A 24,917-nucleotide genomic window follows, 5' to 3' on the forward strand; every position below is an offset into this window, starting at 1 on the left:
GCCGCTAAAGCTGTTAAATTGTTGTTTAAAGAGTTGGTTCGAGAGCTGAGTTCGGTTAAGGGATTGCTAGAGTGAAAATTACCGTGTAAATTTTGTGTTGGGTCAACCTCCGAAAGATGCTAAAGTGAAGCAAATTATCGAATTTGCCAAAAAGTCGATCGCTCTAGCAACTAGCAAATCAAGAGTGCTTGAATTAAAAATTGTCACTCAAGGGCAGGAACTTTTTAGCCACCACATTATTCTCAAATATTGAGCCTCTGTGCGCTGTGTCATTTTTATCTACACGCAAGCAATCACCGACGACCATGAACACCTCACTCAACACCTCTAAATTTCGATTAAACCGGATGCTGCGGCAATCGCTGTTGCTTGGCATCATTTCCGCAGCAGCTTTGGCTAGCGGATGGGCCCCTGACTTGTACGCAAAATCTCCAAGCCTCGTTTTCGGAGCGGCCGCCCAAGCTCAAGAAATTAGCAACGCCGAAATTACTAGCTACGCTCGCTCTGTATTGGGAATAGAACCCAGACGGGAGGAAGCTATGAAGGAAATTAAAGGAATGGCTGGTGGCTCGGTTCCCAGAATAGTCTGCAACGAAACTCAGGGAATTAACAGCCTGTCTGGAGGTATGCGCGGCGTGGCCGTGAATTATTGCCAACAAGCTAAAAAAATTATCGAAACCAATGGTTTGACAGTTAGTCGCTTCAATCAGCTCACTTTGCTCCAGCAAGCGAATCCGGCAATCAAACAGCAAATTCAAGCCGAGCTGCTGCGGCTGCAACAAGTGGGCAATCAATAAAATAGATGCGCTTGAGTCTTTCTTCCTCTCCTGTTCTATGGTTCGAGTTGCTGGACGGCAGGCAATATTTTTTGAGAAAAGGGCGCTCGATAAATAAGTGCTTGACAAAGTAACCTAAATATGGTAAGCAAACAAGAACGGGAGCGGTTCAGAGAGATAACTATTTGGCATTGAAATTTAACGGTAGAGGCGGGCAGGATGCCCACCCCACCCATAGTAAATCGCAATTAGAAAGAAAAAAGATATTCCTCAAAAACTAGATGTGAAGTCAATTCCTTTGAGGAATAGAATAGAAAAATGCTAACTTTCACAAAACATTTGCCTGCAAATCCCGATGCTGTTGTCAGCTTGAGTTTGCCGATGACAGCGGACGATCGCACTCGCAGCCGCCACCGATTCGAGACGGAGGCTGGAGAAGTGCTACACTTGGCTTTGCCTAGAGGTACGGTGTTGCGCGATCGAGATTTATTACAGTCGGAAGACGGTAGCTGTTTGGTACTGGTAAGTGCAAAACCCGAACCGGTACTGACAGCGCGGGCCTCGACTGGGCTGCTGCTGATGCGGGCGGCTTATCATTTGGGAAATCGTCACGTAGCTTTAGAAGTTGCTGATAATTATTTAAGGCTTTCTCCTGATTCTGTTTTGCAGGGAATGCTGGAAAAGATGGGTTTGGAAGTAATAGAGGAAATTGTGCCGTTTCAGCCGGAAATCGGCGCTTACGCGCACAGTCACTGAAAAAAAAGTTCGGCAACGGATTTTGTAGCGGATGTAACGGATTAACGGATGGACGTGACAATAGACTGCTTGCTCTAATATCTTGAAATTATCTGCGTTTATCTGCGTTTGTCTGTCTGACATCTGCGGTTGGTCGATCGATCAAAGATTTATGGAATAAATTTAATGATTACAGTGTACTACCGGATTTAATGGATATAACGGATGGACGATCGCAGTAATTCTCTTTTGTGTTTGTTGCAGTTAGCTTTTGCGCCTGTGGGAGCTTATAGTTATTCTGAAGGAATTGAGAGTTTGGTAGCAGCAGGTGCGATCGACAGCGAGAGTAGTTTGAGGAATTGGTTGCAAAATTCGCTGGAATTTGGGGCGGTGCGAGTTGAAGCTGCTGTGGCGGTACGGGCTTTGAGGGCGGCGAAGATTGGGGATTTGAAAGCTTTGAGTTACTGGAATGCTTGGGCGACTGCGGCTAAGGAAACTGAAGAGTTGCGCTTGCAAAGTTGGCAAATGGGACGTACTTTGACGCGGTTGTTGCTGGATTTGCGATCGCCCGTAGCTTCTGGATTGACAACTATTGTAAAAGATTTGGTCGAAGTTGGCGGCAATCAGTGCAATTTTGCGATCGGCTTTGGGATGGCGGCGGCTTGCTGGCAGATTGAAGAGGAAGCGGCCGTGGTAGGATATTTGTACAGTTGGGCTGCAAATTTGGCGAGTGCGGGCGTGAAACTGATTCCCCTCGGTCAAACTGCGGGCCAGCAGTTGCTGTTAGATTTGCAATCTCAAATTAGTTCAACGGCGCAAGAAGTTTTAGTATTAGAAGATGATGACCTTGGTAGTTGCAGTTGGGGATTGGGACTGGCTAGCATGGCGCACGAAACTCTGTACACTCGGTTGTTTCGGAGTTGAAATTTCTATTCATTATACTTGTTCCAAGGCTCTGCCTGGTAACGTAGATCCGGAGGCTCTGCCTCCATTTTCCATTTTACCAGGCGAGGCAGAGCCTCGCTAATATGAGTTCCCAGGCAGAGCCTTGGAACTAGCTAATGCCAGGTGCGCACTGCGCACCCTACAATATAAAAAATCTCAAATCTCAAATCCAAAATCTAAAATCGCTATGGGTGCTTTTCGTGTAGGAATTGCTGGCCCGGTTGGTTCGGGGAAAACAGCTTTGCTTGATGCTTTGTGCAAAACGCTGCGCCAACAGTACCAGATTGCGGTTGTGACTAATGATATCTATACTCAGGAAGATGCACAGTTTTTGGTTCGGAGTCAAGCTTTGGAGAGCGATCGCATTTTGGGAGTAGAAACGGGCGGCTGTCCCCACACTGCTATCCGCGAAGATGCTTCGATCAATTTGGTAGCTATAGAAGAGTTAGAATACAAATTTACTAATTTAGATTTAGTGTTTGTCGAAAGCGGCGGCGACAATTTGGCGGCAACTTTTAGCCCGGAGTTGGTAGATTTGACAATTTACGTGATCGATGTGGCTGCGGGTGATAAAATTCCGCGCAAAGGCGGGCCGGGAATTACTAAGTCGGATTTGTTAGTGATTAATAAAACAGACCTCGCGCCTTTTGTGGGAGCAGATTTGGGCGTGATGGAACGGGATGCAAAAAAGATGCGCGGGGACAAACCTTTTATTTTTACTAATCTGAAGACTCAGGATGGCTTAGCGTCGGTGGTTGATTTTGTCAAGTTGAATGTCGTTTAGGGCGAATTAATAACAGTTCGTAGTGAGGACTTTAGTCCTTTGTGAAGTTGAATGTCGTTTAAACGAATTAATAACAGTTCGTAGTGAGGACTTTAGTCCTCTGATTCTGCGGACTAAAGTCCTCACTACAAACCTTACTTCGCATCTAGTATCATAAAAATAAGCCGTTTAATGATTACCAAGTAAGTTATGCTGAGTTGTGATGATGCTACCAAATACTTTTTGGCTCAGGCAAGTGAAGATGCTGGCGATCTGATATCTAATCTCAAACTTCAGAAATTGCTTTACTACGCTCAAGGCTTTCATTTAGCTTTGTACGATGCACCGCTATTTCCCGAAACAATAGAAGCATGGACTCACGGGCCGGTTGTTCCTGATTTGTACCGTCACTATAAAAAGTATGGTGCTGGTGCAATTCCATATCCTGAAGATATAGACTTTTCGATTTACGACGAAGAAACTAAGAGCCTGCTTGATGAATTTTACTCGGTGTTTGGGCAGTTTGCTGCATGGAAGTTGCGCAACATGACGCAAGAAGAATATCCCTGGAAACTTGCTGCTCAAAATAGCGCTACAATTACTCATCAATCGCTTAAGGAATACTTCAAGACTCAACTCAATTGTGAAGAAGCAGTTTAAGGCAAATCAACGCCAAGAAAAAAGGACAGGGATTTCATAAAACTCGGCGGTTGAAACCGCAACTATACAAACGAAGTCCGCCTTCGCGGACTAAAGACTTGAACTGCATTCATTCGCAAATTATCTTGACACGATCTGCCTTCCGAAGCGTTCATCTGCGGTTTTCTTTTAAATCAAAGCCGTAGGGTGCGGAGCCATCGACAATCCTCAAAAAAGAGCGACAATCCAATAGCGACGAACCTGTTATTTTCAAGGGCTCATGTGAATAAAACTCAATACGGTTTACTTAAGAGATTCCCAGAGAGAAAACCGATGAAAAATAGACATTGCGATTGCTTCGTGCCTCGCAATGACCATCTGCGAGTGAACCGTATTGGAATAAAACTAACATTTTTGTTGTAGTAAACTTTTTTATAAATGCTATAAGGTGCGTCGCCGCTCGAAAAGTTGATTGAATTTAGGGATTTTTCGTGGCGACGCACCCTACGAATACTGTTGCATAAGTTTGGAAAAATGGTATAAATTAGCAGCGGTGTCAAGTTTTCGCTACCGATTCAACAATTCCCTGACCAAATTTGCCAAACGTTCCGTACTGTCTGTTACTGCTAAGCGAGTAGCCGCTTGAGACATTTTTGCTAAATATTCGGTATCTTTTAACAAATAGAGCACCTTGCTTTGCAATACCTCTGCTGTGAGTTCGCTTTGACGGAATACGAAGGCGGCGCCGGCTGTGGCAAATACTTCGGCGTTAAATCTTTGGTGGTCGTCAGCGGCGTGAGGAAACGGAATTAAAATAGAAGGTACTCCGGTAACTGCTAATTCTGTTAGCGCACTGGCGCCCGATCGACTAATTGCGATATTTGCTCGCTGCAATAAACTCGCCACATTGTCGTAAAATGGCATCGACAGATACTGTTCGTGCTTCAAAATTTCAGCATCCGGGTCATTATTTCCGGTGAGGTGAACTACCCAAGCACCCGCATCAAACCAAGCCGGAGCACACTCGCGCACTAATTTATTGACTGCGACAGCACCTTGGGAGCCGCCCATAACTAAAATGACAGGTACGCTGTCAGGAATTGGTAACTTTAGAGGTTGCTGCGCGAGGAATTGCGATCGCACTGGCGTACCTGCAACCACCGTTTTCGCGCCCGGTAAATGCTGGGCTGCTGCTGCAAATCCGATCGCCACAGCATTGCAAAAAGGACTAAACCACCGCGTCACCTTCCCCGGAATTGCGTTAGATTCGTGGAGAATTACCGGCAAACCCAAAGAGCGAGCCGCCAAAATTGCTGGTGCTGCGATGTAACCGCCGGTAGTAAATACTCCCTGAAAATTTCCCGCTTTGAGCAACTTTCGCACCTGAAGGATCGAGCCGAGGAGTCCGCCCAAAATTCGCACTGTACCGAGTCCAAATCGCTGCTGAAAGCCTTCAACGGCGATCGTGTGGAGGGGGTAAAGGGATGAAACTAACTGCGTTTCCATGCGGTCTGGGACTCCCAGCCATTCGATCTGACAGTCGTGCAACTCCGCAGCGGTGGCGATCGCCGGAAATAGATGTCCTCCCGTGCCGCTAGCTGCAACCAACAACCGCAGGGGGGCTTTTGTCAAGGTATTTGTTTCTTTTACAAGTTCCACAGGTCGATCGATTTTAGATTAGAGGTTTTAGATTATTATGCTTATTGTTCCGGCAGTTTCAGCCAATTTTCAATCAGCCATCTAAAATTAGATTGTGCCGTGTCCCTCCTTCCGTTGTCAGTTTTTCGTTGCAGGCGAACAGTTGCCCGCGCCGCGACCCCTGACAAATAACCAAGTTATCATCTAATGCGTAATTTTTTGAATTTAATGCCAAGTGTATCTCAGTATTTTGCCAGCCGTCGGGACGAAAAAGCCGATCCTCTTCGAGGGCTGCGCCAACGGGCGATCGTGTTTGGCTTTAACTGCGGGCAGTCGATCGCTCAAATGTTGTTATGTTTAGCAGTGGTAAGTGCTGGCGTACTGCATCCGAATGCTGTAGGCGCGATCGGGGCGACGACCGGGGCGATCGCCCAAACCCCAGCCAATGCGCCAGCCCCACTCACCAAACTGCTAACAGAAATGGACGCAGCAGCCAACCGGCGCGATGTCAAAGCAGTCATGGCATTTTACAGCCAGAATTTCACTCATTCTGACGGCTTAAACAGCCGCATCATGGAAAAAGCCCTTACCCAACTGTGGGAGCGATATCCGAGTTTGAATTACCGCACCGAGATCAAATCTTGGAAAACCGAAGGTAGCGCGATTATCGCTGAAACCATAACTACAATTGCCGGCACTCAGAAAAAAGATGGCCGAGAATTAAATCTGAAAGCTACCATCCGTTCTCAGCAGCGTTTGGAAGGTGAAAAAATAGTTAAGCAAGAGATTTTAGCAGAAAAAACTCAGCTTAGTTATGGGAAAAATCCTCCCACAATTGAAGTTAATTGGCCGGAGCAAGTTAAAGTGGGCGAAGAGTACCATTTTGATGCCATTGTTCGAGAGCCGCTCGGCAATGACATTCTAATAGGAACTATTTTGGAGGAACCAGTTACCGAAAAAACATTTTTTAAGTCCGCAGAAGTCGATCTGGAGTTGCTGAATTCCGGGGGGATTTTTAAAGTAGGTAAAGCTCCCGCTGCGCCTGAGACTCGCTGGATTTCAGCAGTGTTGATGCGGCAAGGCGGAATAGCAACAGTTAGCGTGCGATTGCGGGTTGTAAAATAATAGATGTTATGGGAATGGGGAATTGGGAATTGGGAATGGGGAATTGGCCCGCGCAGGCCCGCGCAGGGAATTGGCCCGCGCAGGGCATTGGTAATTGGGAATTGGCCCGCGCAGGGAATTGGCCCGCGCAGGGCATTGGTAATTTTCCCTAATGACTACCGACTAATGACTAATCACAACTGACAACAGTCAACTGACAACAGTCAACTGACAACTGACAAAAAATGATTTCTATCCAAAATCAAATTGTTTTCATTACGGGTGCGAGTAGCGGTATCGGAGCAGCCTGTGCCAAGATATTCGCCTCCTGTGGAGCCAAACTAATCTTAGCAGCCCGCCGCCTTGAAAACCTCGATCGACTGGCAAACGAACTTGCAGACACAAAATCGATCGCGTCGGCGAACGAGGTTTACTTGCTAGAATTGGACGTGCGCGATCGCCTGCAAGTCGAATCAGCGATAACTGCGCTCCCCGAAGCCTGGAAAAACATCGATATTCTGATTAACAATGCCGGACTGAGCCGCGGTTTAGACAAACTGCACGAAGGCAACTTTCAAGATTGGGAAGAAATGATCGATACCAATGTGAAAGGCTTGCTGTACATGACTCGCTACATCGTGCCGGGAATGGTCAGCCGAGGCCGCGGCCACGTAGTCAATATCGGCTCCATAGCAGGCCGCCAAGCTTACCCGAAAGGTAATGTTTATTGCGCTTCCAAAGCAGCGGTGAGAGCTATTTCTGAAGGGTTGAAACAAGACCTTTTGGGAACACCGGTGCGGGTGACGGAAATAGAACCCGGTTTGGTGGAAACAGAATTTAGCAATGTCCGGTTTCACGGCGATGCAGAAAAGGCAAAAAATGTCTATCAAGGACTGACACCTCTGACTGCGGACGATGTAGCGGATGTCGTGTATTTTTGTGCGACGCGATCGCCCCACGTCAATATTAGCGAAGTCTTGCTAGTTCCGACAGACCAAGCTAGCGCAACTCTGGTTCACCGCAAATAATTTTTAGTGGTCAATTAAAGACGTAGAAATAGTTAAATAAGTTCCGGTTGTATCATTATTTTTTCTATTGCAACAAATCCCAAAAATCATTGGATTTTTGGGATTTTTTTTATATACAACCATTCCGGACATCAGGATTTTAGCTAGTAAAATTCACCAGAGATCTAAACACTCCCGATAGATACCCCCCCTATGCGAGATGACTGGCCATGTCCCAAATAACAAATCCCACTCAACCGCTAAGCGTTCAACCGAACGCTATTGGCGGTCTAATTATCCAAGGCTCACCCGATATACCAAACAGGATTAACGGTAGCATCGGTTCGGATCAAATCATTCTAGGCTCTGGTAACGATGAAGCTGCCGGTCTTGATGGCAATGACATCATATTTGGTCTAGAGGGCAATGACAGCTTAAGAGGCGGCGACGGAAATGATGTTTTGTTCGGCGGTAAAGGCAATGATTTAATCGATGGTGGCCCTGGCGAAGACCTTCTTTTTGGCAATCAAGGAACCGATACCATCCGCAGCGGAGAAGGCAATGATACTGTGTTTGGAGGTAAAGGTGATGATTTCATTGAGGGCGGTGCTGATGATGACTTCCTGTTTGGCGATCTCGGCAACGACAGCCTTTTCGGTGGCATTGGTAACGACAACCTTTTCGGCGGTGAGGGCAACGATCTTGTCTTGGGCGGCGAAGGAAATGATGCTTTGTTCGGCGGTAAAGGCGATGATTTGGTTGAGGGCGGCCCCGGAGATGACTTGATCGGCGGCGACCTCGGCAACGACAACCTGTTCGGCGGTGAGGGCAACGATATTGTCTTGGGTGGCGAAGGAAATGATGCTTTGTTCGGCGGTAAAGGCAATGATTTGCTTGAGGGAGGCCCCGGAGATGACTTGATCAACGGCAACTTAGGAAATGACACCGTAAGAGGTGGCAAAGGAAACGATATTTTGTTCGGCGGTAAAGGTAATGACATCGTAGAAGGCGGCAAAGGAAACGATATTATTTCTGGCGACAAAGGAAATGACATCCTCAGCGGTGGGCTGGGGGCGGATACATTCCGCTTCGAGTTTGTCGGCGCCGATAATATGGATACCCTGACCGATTTTAATCCTACACAAGATAAAATCCAGCTCGATCGAGCTGTGTTTAATGCTTTGATACCGGGCAATCTAACTCCAAACGAATTTATTGCCGTCCCCAATTTCAATCCCAACACTCCTGGGACTGCGGGCGCGGCTAATGTCATCTACAACCCGGTTGACGGTTTGTTGTACTACCGCAATCAAAACGGTCAAGTTTCGATCGTCGCGCAAGTCGGTTCTAACCTGAATATTGGGTCAAATAACTTTGAAATCATCTAAATTTGAACCCGATTGAGGGTATATCTACCATTCATATAATTTAATTATTACGGGTCATCGATCTGCCCGCCCCAGAATAATCAAATCACTTTGAATAACAAAAAATAAAACTTTTTATGAAAAACAATAAAATTTATTACAGACAGGATTGGTGCTGACAAAATTTTGGCTAAACTATTATATATAGCGCGAAATTGCGGTTCGAGAAATAAAGCGTAAATCCTGCTATAGAACAGGTATCTTTATTGTTACTCACCTTAGCCATTACTTACGCACCGCCACTAAAATAACCAGTTTTTTTACCATAAAAAATTGGTTTAAAGCCGGAACCATTGTAGGGAGAAATTAAAATCAGACTATTCATTCCTCCAATCCTCGGACTTCCCAGTCAAGTGCCCTCAAGCGGTCAACTGTCAAGCGGTCACAGGTCAACTGAACGAGATGCGGGTGGTAACGAAGTAGTGTAGTGAAATACATGGCTGATGATACCATTCTTCTAAAATCCGGCAACTGTAGGGAATATCCAAGCCAATATCCCGTCAATCATCCCCACTCTAAAATCTCAAGTCTCAAATCTCAAATTTCCCATGGTATGACCATCAGTATGTAAGTCTTAATTAGTGTGCAATCTTAGTTATAACTGGCGGTATAAATTCACATTTTAAAATCAGTGATTTAACTATGATTAGTACAGAAGCGATCGCACAAAATACCAATTTAGATGTTACAACTCACTACAACACTGGCACTGCTTTTCAACAGCAAGGAAAGATAGAAGCAGCGATTGACAGTTACCAGCAAGCCATATCCTGCTGGAAAAAAAGCTCTGAAAAAGCACTTTTACCTTGCGCAGTCAAAGCCTACAGCAATTGGGGCTGCATTCTGGCCCAGGAGGGCAAATTTGATGAAGCAATTGCAGTTTTTCAAGCGGGAATAGCTGTTGCGCCCGATGATGCGGCTCTGTACAATAATTTAGGTATTGTACTGTTGGAACTGCGAAAGCCTGAACAAGCGATCGCCCTTTACCGCCGCGCGATCGAGTTGCAACCAGAGTTAGTGATGGCCCATTACAATTTGGGGAAAGCATTCCAGCAGTTGGGGCTGCATACTTTTGCCGGAGAATGTTTCGATCGGGTAATTAGCCAAAATCCCGATCGGGTTGCGGTGTATGGCGATCGGGCTGTTTCCCTGATAGCGCAAGGCAAATTAGCCTCAGCAATGCTATCTTTCCAAAATGCGATCGCTCTCGAAAGCGAGTTTGTTGAAGGTTTTTGTCGCCACGTAGAGATGCGGTTGACTTCTGTAGCAGAACTCAATGAACTCGATCGCTCTCAAATAGCCTGTGTCAGATTTCTCCGGCAACTTCAAGGAAAAAATGGCTCTGGTTCTGGCATTTCTGATCTTACTAAAAATCCGCTCGCTCCTTCATCATTGCTCCTCAATTTAGCAGATACTTACTTTCATCTGGGAAATACCTTGGCTGAGTACGGCGGCTACGAACAGGCGGAACAATATTACCAAAAAGCTTTACAAATTCAACCTAAGAATGCGGATATTTACTTGCGGCTGGCTGATTGCTTGAGTCAACAGCAACGATTTTCGGCAGCGATTGTAATTTACCGCTTGGTGCTAGCAATTGCGGGCGATCGATCGGATATTTGCGATCGATTGCAGGCTGTATTGGAACAACAGAAATTGCAGCAACTGACTCGCCTTTACCCCAGTCTAGATCCCCCTAAATCCCCCTTAAAAAGGGGGACTTTGAAAGTGCTTCCGGTTCCCCCCTTAAGAAGGGGGGCTAGGGGGGATCGAGCCGACATCAGGGGGGCTAGGGGGGATCGAGATATAAAGGTCGATCGTGGAGATAATTCCCCTGCAAAAATCCCTGCCACTCCTCAATCCTTCGGACACCCCAGACTTACCATTTTGGGAGATATTGAAAATTCCAAATTTGACAGATCCTTACCCTCCATTGTCAATGGGAATGAACAGCAGAAATCGAAATGTCATGGTTTAGATTGTCAGCGGTGTCTCAGGCGGATTTTCAGACAGTTTGAGCCTGTACATTTAGGTGATGGCGTATATTCTTGCGATCGCCAGCACAAAACAGCTTTTGAGTCGCCGCAAACCTTTGTGACTTCCCTCCCCAACGGGCGGGCTTGGATTGTACCGCAGAAAAATTCTTGGATGATTTGCAATGCGATCGCAATTATAGATGAACAAGATCGCCTGTTACCCGAACTTTCCCGCGAATATCCGGGCGAGTTACCAGGATGCGACAATCAACATTCTACTCCGCACAGGTTTTTGAATTTAAAACCGGAAGAATTGCCACCTTTAGAAAAGATCGACGGTACCGTGGCGGTATTGGCCGGACTTTCGGGAAATGTCTATTTTCACTGGATGGTGGATATCTTGCCCCGGATGGAAATTCTGCACCGTTGGGGGGTAAATGTGGCAGAGATAGATTGGTTTTTGGTTAATAGCTGCCAGCAGCCTTTTCAGCGAGAAACCCTGAAAGCATTGGGGATTCCTGAATATAAAATTATCGAGAGCGATCGCCATCCTTACATTCAAGCCAAACAATTAATTGTTCCCTCTTTTTCCGGATATTTGGGTTGGCTGTCAACCCAGGGGCTTGAGTTTTTGAGGCGAGTTTTTTCAAGAGAACAATCTCCTAAACTCCCAGAAAGCTTCGCCAGCGAGAGCAAAAATCCTCACCCAGAACGCATCTATATCAGCCGCAGCAAATGTAGCTACCGACGAGTCATCAATGAAGAAAAAGTCATCGATTTTTTAAGCGGATTTGGCTTTGTTCCAGTGCTACTAGAATCTATGACTTTGAACGAGCAGATAGCTTTATTTGCTCGTGCGAAAGTAATTATTGCGCCGCACGGCAGCGGTTTAACAAATATTATTTTCTGTTCTCCCGGAACAAAAGTAATTGAGCTGACCTCCCCGAATTATATCAGGCATTACTATTGGGCGATCGGTCAGCAGCTAAATCTAGAACATTATTACGTAACAGGAGAGAACTTTGAGTGCTACCCAATCCGACAGTTAATGTATCAAAATCCATTGACTGAAGATATTTTAGTAAATTTGAATTATCTCAAAAACATGATGGGGAATATTAATCTAATTCCCTCAAAAAATGCACAAAATTTAATGGCGAGCGAAGAGCATAAAAAACCGAGGGTCATTATGAACCAAGAATCAGCAGATTATTTCCAAAAACGGGCAGAATTATATTTAGAACAAGGCAAGTTAGCTGATGCTGTAGCTGCTTGCGAGCAAGCCCTGAAACACCAACCTGATTTTGCACCAGCTTACAAAACTTTGGGCAATATCAGTGAAGTACAAGGAAATTTAGCCAAGGCAAAGCATTGGTACACAAAAGCTCTGGAACTTCAGCCAAATTTTGCGGAAGTTTATACTAAACTTGCGACTCTGTACGCCCAAGAAAAAAATTGGGATATGGCTTTAGTTTGTTACCAACAATCAACATCCACGCCCCTGAAAAATACAGTAAGTAATCACAATAACATTCCAGGTGTTTTAGCTTTCAACCCCGAGGATATTGAAGTCTACATTCAAGGTGCAGAATCGTTTTATGCTCAAAGGAAATTTGAGCAGGCGGCGACAGCTTGCCAGCGAGTTATCCAAGTTAAACCAGATGCGAGGGTTTATAAAATTTGGGGTAATGCTAGGCAAGCTCAAGGCAAGGTAGAGGAAGCGAAAAACTGCTACGCTAAGGCTATTGAACTCGAGCCAGATTTTGCGGAAGCTTATACTAATTTGGGGACGCTTTATGCTCAGGAACAGCAGTGGCAATCGGCGATCGCATTTTACCAAAAGGCGATCGCCCTTCAGCCGAATTTAGCATCAACTTACCGAAATTTAGCTCGGGTGTGGGCGCAAATGGGGCAGCTATCGGAGGCTGACGGGTGCTGGTTTAAAGCGTATTCTCTGGAACCTGCTAAAGCCACGCCTGAAGAACACATCCAATTGGGCGATAATTTTTTGAGGCAGAATCAGGTAACGCAGGCTATACGCTGTTACTGTCACGCGATCGAGTTAAACCCCAATTTCAACCAGGCTTACCAACAGTTAGGAAATGCTCTAAAAGCTCAAAGAAAGTTGCAGGAAGAAGTTGCAAACTATCGAAAAAATAGCGAAAATCAGGCTAATCTTTCTGGAGATCTGTTGAATACAGTAGTGGTGGGTGCAAACCCAAAAGCTGAGTTACATCAGAATCCCCAAACATCTACTTTGCAGGCAAATGTTGCAGCTAATTCCTTGCAATTGAATTCCACAATTGCTGCCGATCAACCTCGCGTACAGTTGCAGCAGCAACAGCAAACAATTCCTGCTGTACCGCAACTGTTAAATACGATCGCCCATCCGGCAAATTCTGCACCCGCTGTTCCCAACTCTGCGGATGTTTCGCCGCAGGTGACAGTTGTTGACAGCGGTTTTACGACCGATTTTCGGAGGCAAGATACGGCTGATAACTGCATTCAGCGGGCAGAATCCTATTGCGCCCAAAAACAATTCGATAGCGCTATTGCTGAGTGTCAGCGAGCCATTGAAATTCAACCCGATGCGGTGGCTGCTTACAAACTGTGGGGCAGTATTTTGCAAGGGCGGGGGAATTTAGCAGGGGCGATCGAGTGCTATCAAACAAGTGTCAAAATTAATTCTAACGACGTACAAGCCTACGTAAATCTCGGCAGTTTGTATGCCATGAAACAACAGCGAACGCCTGCGATCGCTTGTTACCAAAAGGCGATCGCCCTCCAGCCGAATTTAGCAGCAGCTTACCGGAATTTGGCTCGCGTGTGGATGCAAGATGGCAAGCAGGAAGAGGCAAATGAGTGCTGGTATGAAGCATTTTCCTTGGAACCGGAAAAGGTATCGCCCAATCACCACTTTAAACTGGGAAACATTTTGTTTAGGCAAGATAAAATCACTCAGGCGATCGCGTGTTACCAGCGCGCGATCGAGTTAAATCCAAACTTGAATGCTGCTTACCAAAATCTGGCGAAAGCGCTGACAAAACAAGGCAAGTTGGATGAAGCTGCTGTCTGTTTGCAGAAAGTGGCGGTACTTAACGGTAACTGTTCGGTATCGGGTAGTAAAGCAGTAGATACTGTTGCCGCCGCGACACAGGTAAACGCCTCTCAAAACAGTGGCCAACCTGCTGCTGCGGTGGCAACTGGGGATGCGCTCGCTTCCTCGACAGAGGTAAATAATCCGGGTAACAATCCTGCAAAATCTGCGGCAACTCTCAGATTGTCTGCAAAGGCGATCGACTCTGGCAAACCTCTGACAGTTGTCAATTCTGTCAGTACGGAAGCATACATAAAACAGGCAGAATCTTATTACGCCCAGGGCAAATTTGAGGAGGCTATAACTGAGTGCAAGCGAGCTATTGAAATGAAACCGGAGGAGGCAATTGCCTACAAAATTTTGGGGAATGCTACTCAAGCAATGGGCAAGGTAGATGCGGCTCGGTATTGGTACGCTAAAGCCTTGGAAATTGATCCTAATTTTGCTGAGATTCATGCGAATTTAGGCAGCATTTACGCTCGGCATAAACAGTGGCAAAAGTCAATAAATTCTTATCAAAAAGCCCTCGATCTCAAACCTGATTTAGGATCAGCTTACCGAAATTTAGCTAATGTGTTTTTGCAGTCTGGTCACCCGCAAGTAGCGGCAGAATACTGGTATGAAGCTCTTAGTTTAGATATCAATTGGGCAACGGGTGAGGAACACTTTACTCTGGGCAATACTTTGCTAGAGTTAGGTCAGTTGGAGAAGGCAATTTCTTGTTACCGGCGGGCGATTCAGTTGCAGCCGAGTTATGCGGATGCTTATCACAATTTAGGGGAGGTTTTGAGCGTTCAGGAACAGTGGGAAGATGCGATCGCAGCTTACTGGCAAGCGATTGAACTGAAGCCGAATTATGAGGGGTCTCATTACAGTTTGGGGAAGGTTTGGGCTACTCTCGATCGGCGGGAAGATGCGATCGCCTGTTATCGGAGGGCGATCGAATTAAATCCCAGCTTTGCTCAAGCTTATCAAAGTTTGGGGGAAGTTTTAGACCGTCATGGTCAGTTGGATGAGGCGATCGGGTGTTATGAAAAAACCATTGAATTGAAACCGGATATCTGGGAATTTCACCACAAACTAGGTGATGCTTTGCAAGAAAAAGGTGAAATTGATGGAGCGATCCACGCTTACCACCGCGCGATCGAATTGGCAAAAAATTAGCGATCAACTTTCCGGATACTGATTCAGCGAACAGAAGAATAAGTCACAAGGATTTGACTGTCTCAATTTTTTGCAGGTATAGGATATGAACAGCGAAACCAATAATATCATAGAATTTCCTCTTAATAACCATTCCGATTCATTGCTCGCGCGCCCACCAATTGATCGCCTGTTAAATCCGCAATCTTTAGCTTTAAAAATAACCTCTTCAGAAGGGGACAAAAAAAATAGAAAATTGCCCCATTCCTCTAGCACAGTTAATGCTAGCTTCAGTTCTGCAAAACCTCACTACAGCTTAGGAAAAGCTTTTGCCAAGAAAGGAGAGTGGGAGCAGGCTATTTCCTCTTATCGCCACGCCTTAGATTTAGATTCTACTTCAGCAGAAATTTACCAGAGTTTGGGAGACGCTCTTGTTAAAAATGGCGAGTTAGATGAAGCGGTAATAATTTATCAAAAAGCTATCGAAATTCAGCCGGATTTGTGGGAAGTTCATCACAATTTGGGGGATTTTTGGCAAGGACAAGGCAGATTGGATGAGGCGGTTGCTGCGTATCGTCTGGCGATCGCATTTAACCCGGATTTTTCTTGGTCGCACAATAATTTAGGGGATGTGCTAATTAAGCAGGAGATGTGGGAGGAGGCGGTGTCAGCGTATAGAAGTGCGATCGAGCTAAATCCAGGCTTCCATTGGTCTCACTATAACTTGGCGGATGCTTTGGTGCGGTTGGAGATGTGGGAAGATGCGATCGCTTCTTATCGAAGGGCGATTCATTTAAAGTCGGATCTGCCTTGCGTGCATGAAAAGTTGGGGGAAGCTCTGCAAAATCAAACTCGGTTGTATTCAAAGGAAGCTATTAGTTTGTATCGTCAGGCAATTCAACAAAATCCTGATGATGTCGAACTTTACCACAAAGCATTAGATATTCAGCCAGATGATGCTGAACTTTATTTGGGTTTGGGAAATGCCTTAGTTAGACAAGGAGAGATAAATCAGGCGATCGTCTTTTATCGGATGGGATTGCAGGTTCAGCCAGATTGTGCGGAAATTTCTTTGCATTTAGCAAAATGTTTGCAAAAAAACAGTAGCCTATCTCAAGCTGTTCAAACAACTTCTATTAATACCGATATCTACGCTTTATGGTTGCAGGAAAATACACCTAAACCCGATGAATTGCGACAGATGTCCGAGCGGGTCAATTCCTTCAAGTATAAGCCCGCGATCAGCATGATCATGCCCGTTTACAATACACCAGAAAAACTGCTACGGGAAGCTATTGAGTCTGTACTCGCGCAAGCTTATCCGTATTTAGAACTTTGCATAGCTGACGATGCTTCGGCTCAACCTCATGTTAGGAATATCCTGGAGGAATATAGTGCGATAGATCCCAGAATAAAAGTAGTATATCAAACTCAAAATAGTCATATTTCGGCTTCTTCAAACTCAGCCTTGAAATTGGCAACTGGAGAATTTATTGCCTTGCTAGACCACGACGATTTATTAACACCTGACGCTCTTTATGAAGTGGCTGTGTTGCTAAATCGCCATCCTCAAGCCGATATGATTTATTCTGATGAAGACAAATTAAACGAGCAAGGTCAACTAACAGACCCATTTTTCAAGCCAGATTGGTGTCCCGATTCATTTCTTTCCAGGATGTACACTTGTCACTTGGGAGTTTACCGTCGTTCCTTAGTAAATCTGGTAGGAGGTTTTAGAATTGGCTATGAAGGCAGTCAGGATTACGATCTAGTTCTGAGACTGACCGAGAAAACAGATAAAATATTTCACATTCCTAAAGTTCTTTATCACTGGAGAATTCACTCGAATTCTACAGCAGGAAATCATCATGCTAAATCCTACGCTGAGCGAGCAGCGAAAAAAGCTCTGAAAGATTCGCTAGAACGACGGGGCGAAAAAGTAAATAAGATTGTTACCCCGCCCGAATTCCCTGGTGTTTACATTGTAAGGTATTCAATTACTGAGTACAAACTCGTTAGCATCATCATTCCCACTCGAAACTTAGGAGATGTTTTACATAGATGTTTAAAATCTATATTCCAAAAAACCACCTATGCCAATTATGAAGTTATTGTCATAGACAATGGCTCTGACGAATTAGAAACAAAAGCAATTTTTGCAGACTGGAAAGTGCGCGAACCAAATAGATTTAAATGTTATGAATACAATATTCCCTTCAATTATTCTAGCATCAATAATTATGCTGTGACCAAAGCGAATGGTGATTATATCCTGTTTTTGAATAATGATACAGAAATCATTACTTCAGATTGGCTTGAGGCAATGGTTGAGCAAGTCCAAAGACCAACAATTGGTGCTGTAGGTGCTTTATTGCTGTACCCAGATCATCTGATTCAGCACGCGGGTGTAGTGATGGGGATTGGAGGCGTAGCTGGTCACAGTCACAAAAACTTTCCTGCTAGCCATCAGGGCTATGTTTCTCAGCTTGTCTCTGTGAATAATTACTCCGCAGTCACCGCAGCTTGTTTGATGTGTCGCAGAGAAGTATTTGAAAAAGTTGGCGGATTTGATGAACAGCTTGCCGTGGCGTTCAATGATGTTGATTTATGCCTAAAGATGCTAGATATTGGCTACCGCAATATTTATTTGCCTCATGTGGTTTTATATCACCATGAATCGAAGAGTCGGGGTGCAGAAAATACACCCACAAAACAGCAACGCTTTTTACAAGAAACTGAAATAATGAAGCAAAGATGGAAGGAGATTATAGAGCATGACCTTTGCTATAACCCTCATTTAACGCGGGAACAAGAAGATTATAGTTTAAAAATTGTGCCTGTTGTTGAAATTTTGGCTGTATCCAGGCTGCAAGACAATTCGGAATCGTTATGGGAGTATTCTATAGATTTACCAAAACCTGAGCCACAAGTGGAAAGCAGTTCTATTTTGATTGCGGGTTGGGTCTTAGGAAAAAAATCGCTCGCTGTCGCTATCGAGTTAATAGTTAACGGTCAGTTTCTACTACAGATACCTGTTGATATACCTCGTCCTGATGTTGCAGCTATTTATCCAGATGCTCCAAAAGCTGAATACATCGGTTTTGCAAAAATGTTAGGAGTATTTGAAATTCCACCTGAAACAGAACTACTTTTACAAGCTATCCTCGAAGATGGCACTCGTGCTCCTTTAGGGGTAGTGGAGTTACGGTATCAAATCCTATGTTAATGATATTAAGTAGCTCCATTTAATTAAACGGAAAACGCAAGTGCAGCATACTTTCTCTATGCTGCACTGGTTTCTGTCCGAAACGAAGGTTGTGAATCCATCCCAAAGCCTTGCTATGCCCTCATAATGCGTAATTCCTGTAATTTATATTGTGCAATAAAAAACTCATTCAGATTTAAAAATATCTGCTCTAACTCCGAATAAATCCCATGCCCCCCAAGTATCCTGACTGCTGAGATTGTAAGGAACTCCAAAGGCTGCGATTGGACTTTCTTTATCAACAAAATGACCTTCTCTATTACCACTCATTCCAACATTGTGAGCAAAAGCAGGAAATTTATATTGAGGATAAATAGTCCGAAAATTTTTCCAGTTGATTCCATCTTGGGAATCAGATGCTACTAATGAGGTATTTTTAGTGTGCATTTGCAGTATTTTCAGCATAACAAACTTATTATTTATATGATCGTATTTTAAATCAACTGAAGAAGTGTTGGTAAGATTAGTTGGCACGGGTTCTACACTCCAACTGACTGGATTTGTAGACTTTAAGAAGTATATACGTGGTTCTTTTCTGGAAGAGATTGAGTCGTCAGTGTACCACATATATAACTCACCATCTTTAACCAATACAGTCTGTTGACCAGCTCCGTAACTTCCTGGATCCCCACTCCGCTTAACTAGAGGCAAAATAATCATTTTCGCATCGGGCGGATTCTTTTCCCATGTGCCTCTTTTGGTGTAAGTCAAGTATTGTCCGTCAATCGTGCTAGCACGGGAAACAGAAATATTACCCTGGGTAGGTCTATTTCCACCAACTAAATTGGAACCAGTTTGATGCTGGTTAGTATAGTAAAGATAGTAGTAACCTTGGTAGTAAACTAAGCTCGGATCGCAGGCTGCTCGATTTATCCATTGTCCGGTGTTGGGGTTAATACTCGGATTTGCTCTAAGTACAATCTTGGGAGTAGACCAATTTAATCCATCTTGTGAATAAACGTAGCGAATCGCATCAATACCTGCGGCTAACTCTGGAGTTGAGCAATAAAAAATGTGATAAATTCCGTTTTCTTTGACGATACTTGGAGCATAACCATAGGTATAACCATTTTGGGCAGAATCAGCTATTTTAAATAAGCCAGTATTAATTACACCTATGGCGGGCTGAAATTGAGCTACTTGCATCAAGGGATTTATACTCCCAATAATCCCTGAAAAAGTGCCAATAAAAATTGCTATCGCTCTCTCTTTGTACGATTTATTCATGTCACTTTTTTAGGCCCACTATATAATTTGTACAGGCTAATTCTTCATTGACATTTTGGTTTAATTTGTTAACAAAATCATGTTCTAAGTATTGAATCGGCGATTCAATAAGTTCGCCAATTTTCATTTGTTTGAATTTTTGTGCTACATCTTCTGGTAAGCCACGTATATATGAATTTAGAAACCAACTCAGACACCAAATTGGTACGCCAGATAAAGGAACACCACAATCAACAATATCTAAAAAATTCTCGAATAGATTTTTTAGACCGCTGCTAGTCATGTTGTAATAATGATCGGGATAGCCGTGGAAAGGTTGGAGAAAGGGAACAACAGCATAGAGTTTTCCCCCTGGCTTTAAGACTCTGACGATTTCTAGAGCGCATTCAAATGGATTTTTGACGTGTTCTAAGACGGCAAAAGAAAACACGGCATCAAAACTATTTGATTTAAAAGGCAGCTTCTCTCCAATACCTAGAATATCGGTAGTTGGGTAATCAACAATCTCAAAATTTACAACATTGTCATAATAAATATGTCTTAATCCTGAGCCATTATCAAGTATTAATCCCCCGGCAAATTCTTGGATAATATCTAAGGCAATCGGATCGTATTCATTGGCTGATATGTTTTCAGTCGGTTTGATATTACCATATTTAATTAAATCTCCTATCAGAAAGTTATAATTGTTATGACTGTACGGATATTTTGATTGACAATCTTTACATTGTAGTAAATTATCCGTCAAACTTTTTAGATTGTGGCTTTCACAAACTGGACAATGCAGGTATGACTGAATTTTTTTCAGCTTTTTGATTTTATGATATCTGAGCTTTTTAAAATTTGGTGAAATAGATAAAGACAAGGGAAAACTAGATTGTTCACCGTTAACCAAGAATTGAATAGTCCATGTTTCATCTTGGGGTATGTCAAGCACTGAAATGTATTGAGAAAACCCTAGGACGTTGTGATGTGGATAAATAGCTTCCACATCACAACGTTCGATGATATTTAACGGCTGACTAAATGAGTGAGAATCATTACATAGTGTTGGCTTTTGTATACTATTTATACCCTCACAAACTATCCAGCCACTTACTAGAAAAAGAGCGCTGGTAATTTCTAGATTATTGGTGGGTGAATCAATGTGGTATTCAAACAAGTCGAGCGACATAATTCCTAAATCTCCGGTAGGTTAAACAGATAATGATGTGGTTATTACTTTTTTGCCTGCACCCGATCGTAATTAATAATATATGTGATGTTTTACTTAGCTATAATTGTAGCCAAATTCCTCCAAGATTTCACCAAAAGATTCCTGGCATACGGCTTGTATAGAAGCATTTAAGTCTTGCTTCCACCGCCCAATTGATGATTTAGGATCGGATGTAGTGCGATGTTGTTGCAGTTCGGGTGTATCCTGTGAGGATGTTTTAATCATTTTTTCAACTATTGCAGGTGTATTTTCTAATTCCAGATATTCTAAGATATTACTAAGGGTTGTAACTGGAGATAAGATTAAATCTTCGTAACGTACTAAATGTGCCTGTACAGATCGAGATCTCCAAGTATCACGCAACAGGGTAATACTTGGAGTTAAAATTATCCGAACATAATCCTCATCACTTATTGCATCTTGGCGGCCAAAATCACTCCTTTTTCTGCGGAAATTAAAGGCAAGTATTGAACATAACATATCACGGAAATCGCGTACCAGAAATATTTCACGTCCTTGTGGATATAACTCCCACAAAAGTGACTGGACATATTTGGGTACAAATTTCTCCGAGAAGTATATGGGTTTATAAGTATTAACCTCAGTAGAGTTTGAAATATCAGATAATGACTGATTATTTTCTCTGTGACAAACCAGATAAAATTCGTCTATTTTTTGCTGAAAAAAGCTGGCACTTTGCTCTGGATATGTACGGCTCATCCAGGACATAAGCTCTTCGTTATTAATAAGTTTTTTACTAAAAAATGGATTATGACCTGCCCATTTTAAAGTGGAATCAAATTCTGCATCGGGAGATGATTCAAGGTGATCTGCCGGTTCTGATAAGACTTTCAGTACCCACATCCAATATTGTGCAACTCTGATTTCATAAGGATATTGTTTGTAGACACTAATCTGTGGATGTTCTGAGAAAATTCGCATTAGCAAAGTTGTGCCTGTACGACCTCCACTTGTAACCATAAGAGGCTTTAGTTTTGGTTGATAGTGAGAGCGAAGAGGCTGATGCTGAAATTTCACTACTCCCATTAAAACACGACTGTTATCTTGGAGTACCGCATAAATAAGTAGTTCAGCCTCAGCCGAAATTCCGATTACTCCAACTGTTGTGAAAAAACCACAATTCTCAGCTCCGGGTAATTCCGAATAAACCTCCGCTACATCTGGGCGCAAGTCATTAGTAGAAATTATTTTTAACACTCTTCCATCGGTGACTAACTCAACAGCAACAGCCGGAGACTTTTTACCCAACACCCATCCGCTAACATCAATAGTGTAGGTATTGGTTTTGCTTCCTTTCTGGGGATGATCTATAGCAAAACCCGACAATAATTCAGGAGCTGTTGCAGATAAGCAGACATCGAGAATTTCAACTAAAGTATGTGTCGTCATAATTATCCTTTGGTTTTTAGCTTTACAACAAGACAACTCATCACCTGTGATAACTAGGTTTAACTACTCAGAGTCTAGCCATATAGTTGACAACCGCACTCTGAGAAATATCTAAGACTAAACATACTTTTCAATACTTGTAAAATCAAACACGATCCGGACAATTTCAAAAGAGATGGCATCGATTAATATTTGACAAATTTAATTAAACCAAAGTTAACTACCTGGCCATTCGGAAAATTAGCTTGTAATTGTAAATGTCCTTGCTCTGATAGCTCCTTGACATTCAAGAATATCTTAAACCCCCAGTTGTGAGTTTTAGACTCAAGACAATAAGCAGTAGTTACATCTGGACGCGGTACCTGAATAGAAACTTCATCGATAACTGTTTCGTTACTGATTAACCTGATGGTTGGCTGAATATTTTTCCATATTAGCCAACCAGCGATCGTATAAGTTGAGGTATTAATTTTATCCCCTGTCTTTGGTCCATCTATAAATCCTGCCATTATAAATTCATTTTGCTCCAATACCTGGTTGAGAGAGATTAATATTTCAAGAGATTGAATGCCGAAAAATTTTCTAATTTTTTTGACGCAAATGTCAAAAATATTCCCGATCAAGTTTGATGAAAACTCTGATTTTTTTTGTTTTTGTTTCAGTTTTGATAATAACGTGAAATCTACAGTTTTTCTGATTGCAATAGGTAAAATAATCCGGCTACCTTTGTTTATTTTTATTTCGTTTGCCCAAAAATTTACTTCAGAATTTCCAGGTTCGCGATTAAGATATGCTTTATAAATTGCTCGGATAAAATCTTCATCGTTAAATTGCCTAGCAGCATTTATAAACTCAAAATCGCTAATTTCTATTGGATCTAAATTTGATACTAAAGTAAACATTTCAGTGTTGATTTTGTAGCTACTGCCTTGTATGAAGTCCGCGAAAGCCTTGCCATCAAAATTTTGAGAATAGTTTTTGGATTGGAGGGTTTTTGACGGAGATGGCGTCATCGAATTGCGATCGGAAGGACGGTTGTTTCCAGTTAATGTATCCATATTTTTGTTACCTCAATTAAGCACACAATTCATTACCTGTTGCCACTGCACAGAATTAACTAGGACATCCATATCTATAAAAAAGCCATATTCTCTCGCATATCTCTGAAAAGTTTTGACCCAATCCGAAACTGTTTTAGTTCGTGAATAAGGTGTGTAACTCAACGATTTCTTCAAATAGTCAGCCATGCCACCAAAATAGCCAGTGTAGTACAATCTCCATGCAATCCAGACAAGAGTGTGATAGCAATACCGATTTTTTAACTGTCGGATCGGTTCCGGTATGTCCGAGCGAGCAAAAAATTGCTCTCGCACGGCCCAAGATTCTGTTGCTTGTAAAGGTGTGTTCAGCGAATCATTCCGATCGTGTTCTCTATAGCAAGTCAGTATTTCGCGCACCCATTCTGTTTGGCAATTATTCAGTGCTAAACGCTGCACTATATCGACATCGCAAGCCTGCTTGAATCTAGTGTCAAATCCCCCAATATGCTGCAAGCATTCCCGCTTGACAAGCATTGCACTTAGGAGAATTGGCATCCACTGCAACCATCCAGCTAGGTCTAAAATAGGTACATTTTCCCAAGCTGTTACTTCTCCTAAAGCGCGCCCTATTGCATTAATTCGCCGCCAGCCACAGTGCACTATCCCTAATTCGGGTTGCGCGTCAAAACAAGCTACTTGTAAAGCCAATTTATCAGGCAACCAAAAATCATCTTGATCGAGAAAAGCAATGAGTTCGCCTCTGGCCATGTGAATCCCCCGATTTCTGGAAGCAGCTACCCCTTGATTTTCCTGAAAAACATAGCGAATTTTATCAAAATAATATTCTAAAATTTCGCAACTGTTATCAGTGGAACCATCATCGATTGCGATGATTTCATAGTTAGTGTAGGTCTGATTCAGGACGCTTTCTATGGCTTCAGCAAGGAAGCGATCGCCCTGATACACGGGAATAATCACGCTAACTCTGGGTGTCGCAGTCTCAGTTGACATAAGTGGGGGGATAATTAGGTTAAACCGTGATGTGTCAGCGGCAATTGACGAAATTGCCACTTGTTGCCGTTATACGCTATGTTGGGCAGCGACTCCGGAAGCGGGATGTTGATTTTTAGGTTAAGAAATACGATCGCCCTTCAACTGTGTAATTCAGATTTTGCCTATCCTCAAGGGATGGCGCTGTTGAAAAATTTGATGCAACTGTCCGGATTGCTACTGAATTCCCAGGAAAGTGGATTGGTAGATGCACCCTGATTAATTAACTCCCGACCAATTTTGGTTTGGGGTTTTTTTTGTCGATCGCACAGCCAGAAATTCTGGCAAATTCTGCCAAACTGTCCCGAATGATGTGCTGTCGGGGCGGAGAGTAGATTAGTAGATGCACCCTGATTAATAACTCCCGACCAATTTTGGTTTGGGGGTTTTTTTTGTCGATCGCACAGCCAGAAATTCTGGCAAATTCTGCCAAACTGTCCCGAATGATGTGCTGTCGGG

The 24,917-nt window shown here is 43.3% G+C and carries 19 protein-coding genes; 12 read left to right on the top strand and 7 right to left on the bottom strand.

The window, feature by feature from the left end:
• Nucleotides 1-94: 94 nt before the first annotated feature.
• The 6 genes from QUB64_RS14020 to QUB64_RS14045 all read left to right on the top strand — a co-directional run bounded on the left by QUB64_RS14020 (nucleotide 95) and on the right by QUB64_RS14045 (nucleotide 3,879).
• Nucleotides 95-253, top strand: coding sequence for a hypothetical protein (locus QUB64_RS14020; protein ID WP_333277032.1), 159 nt, complete (start codon nucleotides 95-97; stop codon nucleotides 251-253).
• A gap of 52 nt (nucleotides 254-305) precedes the next feature.
• Nucleotides 306-797 carry a DUF4168 domain-containing protein gene (locus QUB64_RS14025; protein WP_333277030.1) on the top strand — a complete coding sequence of 164 codons (492 nt, stop codon included), beginning with the start codon at nucleotides 306-308 and terminating at the stop codon, nucleotides 795-797.
• Between the two features lie 297 nt (nucleotides 798-1,094).
• A complete protein-coding gene (gene ureE / locus QUB64_RS14030) occupies nucleotides 1,095-1,532 on the top strand; it encodes an urease accessory protein UreE (protein WP_333277028.1) in 438 nt (145 codons plus the stop codon).
• 204 nt (nucleotides 1,533-1,736) lie between these two features.
• On the top strand, nucleotides 1,737-2,435 hold the full coding sequence (locus QUB64_RS14035) for an urease accessory protein UreF (protein WP_333277026.1): 699 nt from the start codon (nucleotides 1,737-1,739) through the stop codon (nucleotides 2,433-2,435).
• Between the two features lie 208 nt (nucleotides 2,436-2,643).
• On the top strand, nucleotides 2,644-3,240 hold the full coding sequence (gene ureG, locus QUB64_RS14040) for an urease accessory protein UreG (protein ID WP_333277024.1): 597 nt from the start codon (nucleotides 2,644-2,646) through the stop codon (nucleotides 3,238-3,240).
• 189 nt (nucleotides 3,241-3,429) lie between these two features.
• Nucleotides 3,430-3,879: a Panacea domain-containing protein gene (locus QUB64_RS14045; RefSeq protein WP_333277022.1), complete on the top strand. Its 450-nt coding sequence runs from the start codon at nucleotides 3,430-3,432 to the stop codon at nucleotides 3,877-3,879.
• Between the two features lie 546 nt (nucleotides 3,880-4,425).
• On the opposite strand, the gene murG is transcribed toward QUB64_RS14045, so the two are convergent.
• A complete protein-coding gene (murG, locus tag QUB64_RS14050; RefSeq protein WP_333343465.1) occupies nucleotides 4,426-5,490 on the bottom strand; it encodes an undecaprenyldiphospho-muramoylpentapeptide beta-N-acetylglucosaminyltransferase in 1,065 nt (354 codons plus the stop codon).
• A 213-nt stretch (nucleotides 5,491-5,703) separates the two neighbouring features.
• Here murG and QUB64_RS14055 point away from each other — a divergent pair, with 213 nt between their 5' ends.
• From QUB64_RS14055 to QUB64_RS14080, 6 genes are all read left to right on the top strand, one after another.
• On the top strand, nucleotides 5,704-6,621 hold the full coding sequence (locus tag QUB64_RS14055) for a nuclear transport factor 2 family protein (RefSeq protein WP_333277018.1): 918 nt from the start codon (nucleotides 5,704-5,706) through the stop codon (nucleotides 6,619-6,621).
• Nucleotides 6,622-6,624: 3 nt separating this feature from the next.
• Nucleotides 6,625-6,804, top strand: coding sequence for a hypothetical protein (locus QUB64_RS14060; RefSeq protein WP_333277016.1), 180 nt, complete (start codon nucleotides 6,625-6,627; stop codon nucleotides 6,802-6,804).
• 41 nt (nucleotides 6,805-6,845) lie between these two features.
• Nucleotides 6,846-7,628, top strand: a complete 783-nt coding sequence (locus QUB64_RS14065; RefSeq protein WP_333277014.1) for an SDR family oxidoreductase — start codon at nucleotides 6,846-6,848, stop codon at nucleotides 7,626-7,628.
• Nucleotides 7,629-7,837: 209 nt separating this feature from the next.
• Nucleotides 7,838-8,995, top strand: a complete 1,158-nt coding sequence (locus QUB64_RS14070; protein ID WP_333277012.1) for a calcium-binding protein — start codon at nucleotides 7,838-7,840, stop codon at nucleotides 8,993-8,995.
• 681 nt (nucleotides 8,996-9,676) lie between these two features.
• On the top strand, nucleotides 9,677-15,271 hold the full coding sequence (locus QUB64_RS14075) for a tetratricopeptide repeat protein (protein ID WP_333277010.1): 5,595 nt from the start codon (nucleotides 9,677-9,679) through the stop codon (nucleotides 15,269-15,271).
• A gap of 235 nt (nucleotides 15,272-15,506) precedes the next feature.
• Entirely contained in the window at nucleotides 15,507-18,476 is a 2,970-nt protein-coding gene (locus tag QUB64_RS14080) for a tetratricopeptide repeat protein (RefSeq protein ID WP_333277008.1), read from the top strand.
• Between the two features lie 165 nt (nucleotides 18,477-18,641).
• Here the strand turns inward: QUB64_RS14080 and QUB64_RS14085 are convergent, their stop codons facing one another.
• The 6 genes from QUB64_RS14085 to QUB64_RS14110 all read right to left on the bottom strand — a co-directional run.
• Nucleotides 18,642-19,742: a hypothetical protein gene (locus QUB64_RS14085; RefSeq protein WP_333277007.1), complete on the bottom strand. Its 1,101-nt coding sequence runs from the start codon at nucleotides 19,740-19,742 to the stop codon at nucleotides 18,642-18,644.
• Nucleotide 19,743: 1 nt separating this feature from the next.
• Entirely contained in the window at nucleotides 19,744-20,916 is a 1,173-nt protein-coding gene (locus tag QUB64_RS14090) for a class I SAM-dependent methyltransferase (RefSeq protein ID WP_333277006.1), read from the bottom strand.
• Between the two features lie 96 nt (nucleotides 20,917-21,012).
• Nucleotides 21,013-22,368, bottom strand: a complete 1,356-nt coding sequence (locus tag QUB64_RS14095; RefSeq protein ID WP_333277004.1) for a sulfotransferase — start codon at nucleotides 22,366-22,368, stop codon at nucleotides 21,013-21,015.
• A gap of 185 nt (nucleotides 22,369-22,553) precedes the next feature.
• Entirely contained in the window at nucleotides 22,554-23,426 is an 873-nt protein-coding gene (locus QUB64_RS14100) for a DUF4214 domain-containing protein (protein ID WP_333277002.1), read from the bottom strand.
• A 12-nt stretch (nucleotides 23,427-23,438) separates the two neighbouring features.
• Nucleotides 23,439-24,419, bottom strand: coding sequence for a glycosyltransferase (locus QUB64_RS14105; RefSeq protein WP_333277000.1), 981 nt, complete (start codon nucleotides 24,417-24,419; stop codon nucleotides 23,439-23,441).
• A gap of 262 nt (nucleotides 24,420-24,681) precedes the next feature.
• The coding region (locus tag QUB64_RS14110) for a hypothetical protein (protein ID WP_333394099.1) at nucleotides 24,682-24,917 on the bottom strand (236 nt) is incomplete at its 5' end.

It is taken from the genome of Microcoleus sp. Aus8_D2, assembly GCF_036702665.1.
In the GTDB taxonomy this organism is placed as follows: domain Bacteria; phylum Cyanobacteriota; class Cyanobacteriia; order Cyanobacteriales; family Microcoleaceae; genus Microcoleus.